Annotated in this window: 4 protein-coding genes; 1 reads left to right on the top strand and 3 read right to left on the bottom strand. The window is 73.6% G+C overall.

The genetic code is table 11. The features are described 5' to 3' along the window. Nucleotides 1-45: 45 nt before the first annotated feature. Both AWW66_RS30440 and AWW66_RS30435 read right to left on the bottom strand, forming a co-directional pair. Nucleotides 46-4,368 (bottom strand): ExeM/NucH family extracellular endonuclease, encoded by a 4,323-nt coding sequence (locus tag AWW66_RS30440; protein ID WP_245648558.1) that lies wholly within the window; start codon nt 4,366-4,368, stop codon nt 46-48. 158 nt (nt 4,369-4,526) lie between these two features. Continuing rightward, complete coding sequence (locus tag AWW66_RS30435) at nt 4,527-5,696, bottom strand: serpin family protein (protein ID WP_211272155.1); 1,170 nt, start codon at nt 5,694-5,696, stop codon at nt 4,527-4,529. Between the two features lie 291 nt (nt 5,697-5,987). Here AWW66_RS30435 and AWW66_RS30430 point away from each other — a divergent pair, with 291 nt between their 5' ends. After that, the gene (locus tag AWW66_RS30430; protein ID WP_281179647.1) at nt 5,988-7,226 is read left to right on the top strand and encodes a S8 family peptidase; all 1,239 of its coding nucleotides are present in this window, start codon (nt 5,988-5,990) and stop codon (nt 7,224-7,226) included. A 165-nt stretch (nt 7,227-7,391) separates the two neighbouring features. Here AWW66_RS30430 and AWW66_RS30425 read toward each other — a convergent pair. Continuing rightward, a partial coding sequence (locus AWW66_RS30425; RefSeq protein WP_067373751.1) for a Rieske (2Fe-2S) protein occupies nt 7,392-7,778 on the bottom strand: 387 nt, incomplete at its 5' end.

The following is a 7,778-nucleotide window of genomic DNA, read 5'->3' as shown; positions in this document are numbered from 1 at the left end:
TCCGCGGCCGGAGACCGACCGCGGACCGGAGTGCTCAGGTACGGGTCACAGGGCGGCGCACTGCTGCCGCGCCGCGCCCTTGACCGTGTTGGGCCGGTCCTCGTTCACCGGCGCCGTCTCGTTACCCCGGCACCGCAGCGCGTCCTCGATCGTGTTGGCCGCGACGACCACCGGCTGGGTGCCGGTGTTGTCGTACAGGTTGACCGGGCCGTCGACCGTGGTGCCGTCGATCCGGACCCCGCCGCTGTTGCGCGAGGTCGTCACCGAACCCTCCACCGTGGACCGGACGACGGTCACCGGACCGGTGGCGTGGAAGACCGTGACCGTGCCCTTGACGGTCGCGCCGTCCAGGGTGAGCAGCGCCGGGCTGTTGCCCAGCAGCGGACCCTCCAGGGTGCCGCCGGTGACCACCAGGGAGGTGCCCGGCCGGACCGTGGTGGAGCCGACGACGGTGGCGTCGTTCAGGCAGACCACCCCGGCCTTGACCACCAGCGGCTTCTCGTACCGGCCGGTGATGGTCTCGGTGCAGGTCGGTCCGGCCCGCCCGACGGTCGACCGCGGCTCGGTGTCCGGGGCGACCGGCGAGTTCGCCGCCAGGTACGCGGTCAGCATGGTCAGGTCGTTGTCCCCGGTGGTGGCGGGTTCGGTGCCCTGACCGAGGGTGGTGAAGTTGTCCCCACCGGCGGCGAGGAACGAGTTCACCGTGACCCGGTACGTGCCGGTCGGGTTCAGCGGCGTGCCGTTCAGCGTGATCGACACGATTCGGGAGCCCTTCGGGGCCTCCGGGTCGTAGACGTAGTTCAGGCCCTTCGAGACGCCCAGCCAGAGCACCGGCCGGGAGGCCCCCTCGGGCTGCCACTGCTGCTCCAGCACCTCCTTGATCTGGGCGCCGGTGTAGCTTTTGGTGACCACGTCGTTGGCGAACGGCTGGACCGAGAACGCGGCCGAGTAGGTGACCGTGCCGTCGGTGCCGTACCGCAGGTCGGCCCGGAGACCGCCCGGGTTCATGAGGGCGATCTGCGCCCCGCCCCGACCGGGCTCCCGGGTGCCGGCGAGCTGCGCGTCGGCGACGAGGTTACCCAGCGTCGACTCCTTGCCCCGGTCCTCGTTGCCGTTGGTGAAGGCCCGGGTGATGTCCGCCGTGATCTTGCCCAGCGGGCGCTGGCCCAGTTCGTCGGCGCGGACCTTCGCGGCGGCCACGATGTCGGCCACCGCCTGGTTCTGCGGGGCGCCGACCACGTCGACCAGCTTCGCCTCGGCACCGGTCACCGACCTGGTGGCCGGGTCGTAGGTCAGGGTGACCTGGCCCAGCCGCTTGCCGTAGTCCTCGGCCTGCACCACCGGGCGCAGCTTCGCCGACCCCGGGACGGGGACCTTGAAGGCGTACGGCTGGTGGGTGTGGCCGCTGAAGATGGCGTCGATGCTGGCGTCGACCCGGGTGAACTTGCCGAAGACCGGGTCGGCGGCGAGCTTCTCGGCGGAGTCGATGTTCTCCGTCGAGGCGCCCTCGTGCGCCAGCAGCACCACCACGTCGGCCTCGCCGTTGGCCGGGTCGCCGTCCTTGAGCTGGCCGGCGACCAGGTTGGCCTCGGCCACCGGGTCACGGAAGGTCAGCCCGGCGACCCCCTCCGGGTTGACCAGGGAGGCGGTCTGCTCGGTCACCACGCCGACGAAGCCCACCCGGACCCCGCCGATCTCCTCGACCGAGTACGCCGGCAGCACCCGCTCGGTGCCCCGGTACACGTTCGCGCCGAGGTGCGGGAAGTCGGCCCGCTCGGCGACCCGGTCGGTCAGGTCGGTGATGCCCTTGTCGAACTCGTGGTTGCCGACCGCCGAGACGGTCAGCCCGGCCTTGTTCAGCACGTCGATCGTCGGGTTGTCGTCGTCGATCGCCGAGACGAAGGTGGACGCGCCGATGTTGTCCCCGGCGGAGACGAAGGCGGTGTTCGGGTTCTGCTGACGCAAATGGTCGACCAGCCCGGCGAGCTGGGCGGCCCCGCCGACCGGCTGACCGCCGACGGTGGCCGGGGACTCCAGGCGACCGTGGAAGTCGTTGATGCTCAGCAGTTGCAGGTTCACCGGCTTGGCCGTGGTGGTGATGCCGACCAGCAGCGGGTTGTGGTCGCTGGCCCGGTACGGGTTCGGCGCGAAGAACGCCGGGAAGCCGTCGTACTGGAAGGCGTACGACTCGACCGCGTTGGTCTCCCAGACGTCGGCCCCGGTGATCCGCGCCGCCAGCGACGGCGAGGCCAGGATGTGGTCCAGGGAGCCCGACTCGCCACCGAAGACGTAGCTGGTCCGGCCGGTGTCGTTGAGGTTCTTGTACTGCTTGTCGTAGAAGACCCGCATCGGGTCCTCGTGGGTGTAGGCGTTGAAGTCGCCCACCAGCAGCACGTCGGAGGTGTCCAGGGTGTCGGCGAAGGCGGCGAGGGCGCGGGCCTGCCGGACCCGGTCACCGTTCCAGGAGCCCTGGCCGTCCCCGGTGTCGGCGTTGTCCCCGGTACCGGTGCCGCTCTTGGACTTGAAGTGGTTCACCACCACGGCGAACTCCACCGACCCGGCGGTGAAGGTCTGCGCGATCGGCTCCCGGGCGTTGAACCAGACGCTCTCGTCGTTGACCGACCGGGAGACGCCCTTCGGCGTGACCGCGGCCGGCTTGAAGATGATCGCCGTGGTGATGTAGTCCTGCTGGGCCGGGGCCGGCAGCTCCGCCGGGGTCCGCACGTAGTCCCAGGTGCCCGCCCCGTCGGCGGTGTTCAGCGCCGCGACCAGGCGCTTGAGGGCCTTCTGCGGGTCGCTCGGGGAGAACCGGACCGAGTTCTCGATCTCCTCCAGGGCCACCACGTCGGCGTCGAGCGCGCTGATCGCCGAGACGATCTTCGCCTCCTGCTTGGCCAGCGCGGCCTCGTTGGCGGCGCCCCGCGCCTCGCCACCGAAGTGGACGAAGTAGTTGAGCACGTTGAAGCTGGCCACCTTGACGTCACCGCCGACGTCCACCGGGGCGGCGGTACGCGGGTTGGTGCTCTTGAAGGTGGTCCGGTCGGCCGCCGGGGTGTCCGCGTTCACCGGCGTGGTCGGCTGGAGCCGCCACTCGTTGAACCCGTACGACAGCACCGTCGGGCCGAACGCGTCGACCTGGTCGCCCACCCGCACCGGCTGCGTCGCCGACAGGTACGGCGGGGCCAGGCCGGCGTCGGCGAGGTTGGTGGTCCGGCCGTCGTCGAGCAGGAGCCGGGCCAGCTTGTTGTCGGCGGCCACCGTGCGCGCCTCGGCCGAGCCGGGGCGGGCCACGTCGGTCGGGGTACGGGCCACGTTCTCACCGGCGGTGAGCACCAGCTCGCCGAACCGGTTGACGTTGTAGACCTCGGAGACGGTGAACCGGCCGACCGGGGCGACCCGCATCGACTCCACGGACTCGCGGGCGGCCTCGTCCTGCGGCAGGGTCAGCGGGACCGGGGCGGGCAGCGTGACGCCCTGCTCGCAGACCTGCACGTCGGCGCGGGCGCCGATGCTGAGCTGGGTGAGTCCGTTGTACTCGCTCGGGGTGCCGCTGACCCGGACCCGGTCGCCGACCGCGACCGCCGGGTGGTTGGCGGTGTTCGTGGTGAGGTACACGAAGATGCCGTCGGAGGCGGTGCCGGCGGAGACCGGCCGGTCGCCGCCGCTGCCGGCGGTCTGGAGGTAGATGCCGTTGTAACCACCGGTGCGGTGGTCGGCGGTCACCACCCCCTCGACGGTGACCCGGGTGCCGGCCAGCGGGGTCGACGCCCCGGTGCCCTGCACCTGCGCGATGGTCCTGTCGACGGGGACGTCGCAGCCGGTGCCCGGCTCCGGGTCGGGGTCGGGGGAGCCGCCGCCGTTGCGGACGCCGAAGGTGTTCGCCGCCGGCGCTCGCCACGTCCCGTCGATCTTCTGGAGCGAGTGCCCGACCGGGGTGGAGGAGGTCTCCTGGACGCCGATGTCGGTGCCGGTCAGCCCGTTGGCCGGGCCGCCGACGGCGGTGAAGGTCCCCTCGTAGGTGAGGAACTCCGCCACCGTCCCGGTGGGAGAGACCAGGGCCAGGCCGTCGGGGGAGCCGTTCTGGATGCCGTCGGTCGGGTACTCGGCGACGACCACACCGGCCGCCGGCACCGACCCGCTGAGCGTCCTGGTGTGGTACGGCGCACCGTTCGCGCCGTTGTAGAGCACGATCTGCCAACCGGTCAGGTCGAAGCCGACCGGGGCCTCGATCTCGATGGCCTCGCCGGTGTCGGTGCCGACGTTGTCGTAGTGAATCTCGCTGACCGTGGGGACCGTCGCCGCCGCCGTCGGTTGGGCGTGAGCGGGAAGGCCGGTCGTGGCGATGAGCGCACCGCTGGTGACCAGCACGCCCAGCACGGTACGTGTCCGTCTACCGATGTTCGGGTCCATGAACTCCGAGTCCTCCGAGAGGGATCTGGCCGATGGAGGATAATCGGACCGGATTACCGAACAGTAGACCCCGGGCGGCGGATGCGCGTCGGCCGTCCGACGCCGGCCCGCCCTGTTCAGCTCGCCGGTGGTGCCGGTTCGGTGACCCAGCCCGCGAAGAGCACCAGCCCGGTGGGGCGGTGCACGGCGAGGAAGCCGAAGGGCGGGGTGATTTCCAGGTGGACGATCTCCTTCGGCGCGGTGGCGCGGGGCGGGGCCGAGCCGAACCGCATGGACAGGGCGGTGACGGCGGCGGCCGTGAAGCCGGTGGCGGTGAAGGTGGCCGTCGCGGACTGCCGGGCCTGCGAGACGGCCAGCGGCAGCGGGCTGATGCCCGGGAAGTGGCCGGTGCGGGGGTCGGTGGCGGCGCGCAGCCCGAACAGGTCGGCGTGCGCCAGCAGGTCGTGCTCGGCGTCGACGTCGAACGGCACGGTCCAGACGTGCAACTCCGGGGCGGGGGACGGGGACAGCACCGTCCGGGTGCTCACCCCCGGCCCGGCGGTGACCGGCAACGCCGTCCCGCCGGCCCGCGCGCCGATCGCCGCCGGCAGCACCTCGCGGGCGGGGCGCTGCGGCGTACCGAGGACGAGGAGCACGTCCACGTCGTCGGTCCCCGGCACGGTCAGCAGGGTCACCGGACCGGCCGACGTGGACACCACCCGCAGCCGGCCGACGTCACCGGTCGACTGGTACAGGCCGGGGAGGTCGTGGCCCCGCCACGGGTCGGCGGCCGGCGTGAACCGTCGCTCGGTGAAGGGCTGCGCCCAGGTGGTCCGTACCAGGAGCGCGCTGACCAGCACCAGGAGGTCGGCCCGGGTCACCCGGACCGGTACCCGGGGGATCACGCCGTCGGTGCGGGCGGCGGCCCACCCGTCGAGCGCCCGTTGGTCCGCCGCCGGGTCGCCGGTCAGTCGCTGCCGGACCGGCTCGGGGACGGCCGCCAGCCACCGCTCGGTCAGCGGCAGCCCGGCGGCGGTCCAGGCGCTCACCGCCAGCGTGGCGCCGGGCGAGCCGGTGAGGTCGACGCCGGCCCCCGGGTCGCCGACGACGGACAGCAGCTCCTCCCGGGTCGCCCCGGCGGCGTGGGGGGCCAGCAACGCCAGCAGCGGGTGGACACCCGCGCCGGACAGCACCGTGGACCGGCCGTCCAGGGTGGCCGCCCACCGGGCGGTGAGCGTGTTCGCCGCGTCGCTGCCGTGGGGCTGTCCCACCGCTGCCGTCCCGCCACTGGTCGTCGTCCCGGTCACCGGCCGAACCTAACCCCCGCCGGCAACCCCACCGTCCCCGCTGCGGTCGCCCTCACCGTCCCCGCTGCGGTCGCCCTCACCGTCCGCGGCGGGCGTTCCCGGTGCCGCTCGGTCCCGCCCCGGGTCGGTCACCGCGACGACCGGCGTCGGCGTCGGCCGCGCCACCGGGAACGCTCCCACCCGCGCCCCCGCAGCGAACCATCGACATATATGGTCTTCGTGGTGATCGACGCCCTGTGTCACCGGTTCGCGACGGACCGCGCAGGAGGCGTCGGAAGGGAGAACGGGGACATGCGTCTGGCACAGTCGCGGTGGCGCCGGATCGGGGCGTTCGCGGCGGCCTGCACGGTCGTCGTGGTGGCCGCCAGTGGTCCGGCCAGCGCCGGGGCGGCGCCCGCCGAGGTTACGCCCGCGATCCGCAACGCCGGTGGCGCGACGGCGATCGCGGACAGTTTCCTGGTGGTGCTCCGGGACGACACCGCCGACCGGGCCGACGTCGCCCGGACGGCGGAGCGCCTGACCGGCCGGTACGGCGGGACCGTCGGCCACCACTACTCCGCCGCCGTGCGCGGCTTCTCGGTCCGGGCCAGCGCCGCCGTGGCCCGTCAACTCGCCGCCGACCCGACGGTGGCCTTCGTCGAGCAGGACCACGTGGTACGGCTGGACGGCACCCAGACCAGCCCGCCGTGGGGGCTGGACCGCATCGACCAGGCCGACCTGCCGCTGGACGCCTCCTACACGTACCCGACCAACGCCGGGGCGGGGGTGCACGCGTACGTCGTCGACACCGGCATCCGCCTGACCCACCAGGACTTCGGCGGTCGGGCGGTCAGCGGCGTCGACCTGGTCGACGGCGGGACGGCGGACGACTGCCAGGGCCACGGCACCCACGTGGCGGGCACGGTCGGCGGCACCACGTTCGGGGTGGCGAAGCAGGCCACCCTGGTCGCCGTCCGGGTCTTCGACTGCATCGGCGCCGGGGCACTGTCCCTGGTCGTCGCCGCGGTCGACTGGATCACCGCCAACGCGGTGCAGCCGGCCGTGGTGGTGATGAGCCTCGGGTACTTCGTCGCCGACTCCGACCCGTCCGGCACGCTCCAGTCCGCGATCACCACGTCGATCGGCACCGGCATCAGTTACGCGGTCTCCGCCGGCAACAACAACGACGACGCCTGCGTCAAGACGCCCGCCCTGATCCCGGCCGTGATCACCGTGGCCGCGTCGCAGGCCGACGACGGGACCTGGCCGAGCAGCAACGAGGGCTCCTGCGTCGACCTGTTCGCCCCGGGCCTGAACGTGCTCTCCGCCGGGCACCAGAGCGACACCCAGCAGGTGTACCGCAGCGGTACCTCGATGGCCGCCCCGCACGTCGCCGGAGCCGCCGCCCTGGTGCTGGCCGCCCACCCGACCTGGACCCCGGCCCAGGTCGCCACCCGGATCGTCGGCACCGCCACCCCGAACACCCTGAACTGGGTCACCCCGGGCACGGCCAACCTGTTGCTGCACGTCGGGCCGGCGCTCGTCTCCTGAGGACCGCACGGGACCGCACCGGCCGGGGTGGACGGCACCCCCACCCCGGCCGGTGCCCCGGGGCGCCGCCGTGACCGTGACCGGGACCGACCGACGCGCGACCCGCCCACCCGGACCGGGGCCGGCCCGCCCGCGCCCGGCGCGGCCAGTCGAGGCGGAACCGGCCTACCCGAGGCGGATGGTGTCGCCGTCGACCGTGACCGCGGCCTCGGGGAGCGGGCGGCCGGCGGGGCCGCTGCGGACCGACCCGTCGGCGATGTCGAAGACGCTGTTGTGGCAGGCGCAGACGATGGTGCCGCCGGTGACCTCGGTGACCGTGCAGCCCTGGTGCGTGCAGGCGGCCGAGAAGGCCTTCACCGTGTCCGCCGTCGGCCGGGTCACCACCACCTGCTGGTCACCGAAGATCTGCCCGCCGCCGACCGGGATGTCGGCCAGGGCGGCCAGCGGCGGGGCCCCGCCGCCGGCCGGGCCGCCCCCGGTCGGGCCGGCGGCGGGGGTCGTGGTGCCGCCGGAGGCCGTCGCGCCGGGCGCGGGCCCGCCCGGCGCGACGAC

Origin of the sequence: Micromonospora rosaria (assembly GCF_001567585.1) — a bacterium.
GTDB classification, from domain to species: domain Bacteria; phylum Actinomycetota; class Actinomycetes; order Mycobacteriales; family Micromonosporaceae; genus Micromonospora; species Micromonospora rosaria.
This window is presented reverse-complemented; position numbering and strand designations above follow the sequence as displayed.

Coding starts and splice junctions, on each gene's coding strand:
- AWW66_RS30430 (WP_281179647.1), top strand. CDS start 5,988: ATGCGTCTGGCACAGTCGCGGTGGCGCCGGATCGGGGCGTTCGCGGCG.